Annotated in this window: 1 pseudogene; it reads left to right on the forward strand. The window is 36.7% G+C overall.

The annotated features are described in order from the left end of the window. Positions 1-580 precede the first annotated feature (580 nt). Positions 581-849, forward strand: a pseudogene (locus GNF10_RS37170) (hypothetical protein); the annotation flags it as partial.

An 849-nucleotide genomic window follows, 5' to 3' on the forward strand; every position in this document is an offset into this window, starting at 1 on the left:
AAAAGGGCGGCTCATTGTTCTTTTAATTTATCGAGTTTGTTTTCTCTATTATATGCAGCTTCATATAAAATTGGTATAAAAAGGACAAGGATAAAACTCTTGACTTATCCTAATAAATTCTTACTAGGCAATTATTAAAATGTGTATGCCATTAATTAACTTATTTGTGTTTTGATAATTTATTTGTAGAGCAAGCTAGCTTTAGTCAAAACACTATATGATAGATATAGTTGAGTAGTTTTTATAATATTTAGGTTGAAATTATCATTTTTTAGAGATTTATTAGTCGCAAATTAAAATTTTATGTGAGAAAAAGATGTTTTATTATAATCGATGCTTTGGAAAATTGAATAAGTTTCATGTGTGAATTTTGGAGTAAATTTTAATGATAAATCCGCAAACTTATAGATCCCCTTGCTTTGCCTTCCGTATCTCTTCACAAGCGATCGCTTAGGGGTTCAGTTGAGGTTCTGGCGATAGAAGCTGAAATTAGCCGCTCTTAAGCGTTTGTAGCCCTGACTACAGCCGCCATAATGAGAGTGAGCCAGTCTGAGCAAATACCCTTAAGAAGGGTGAAATCATGGCTAAACCATCCTCAAAGCCCAAAAAATCTACCTTCTCTTCATCCACTGACAGCACATCACCAGATAATCTTGCTCAAGAAGAAGACCCAGCTACAGCAACAATTACCGTCACTGCCGTCGAAGTTTCAGAATTAACCGAGCAGGAAATTAGCGATCGCTTGCATTTAGAACGCAAGGTGGAACGTGCATTTTTTGAGGCAGGCAAGGCATTGGCTCAGTTGCGCGATCGCAGGTTATACAGATCCACTCATCGCACATTTGAGGA

The sequence above is a fragment of the Nostoc sp. UCD121 genome, from assembly GCF_014222285.1.
In the GTDB taxonomy this organism is placed as follows: Bacteria; Cyanobacteriota; Cyanobacteriia; order Cyanobacteriales; family Nostocaceae; genus Nostoc.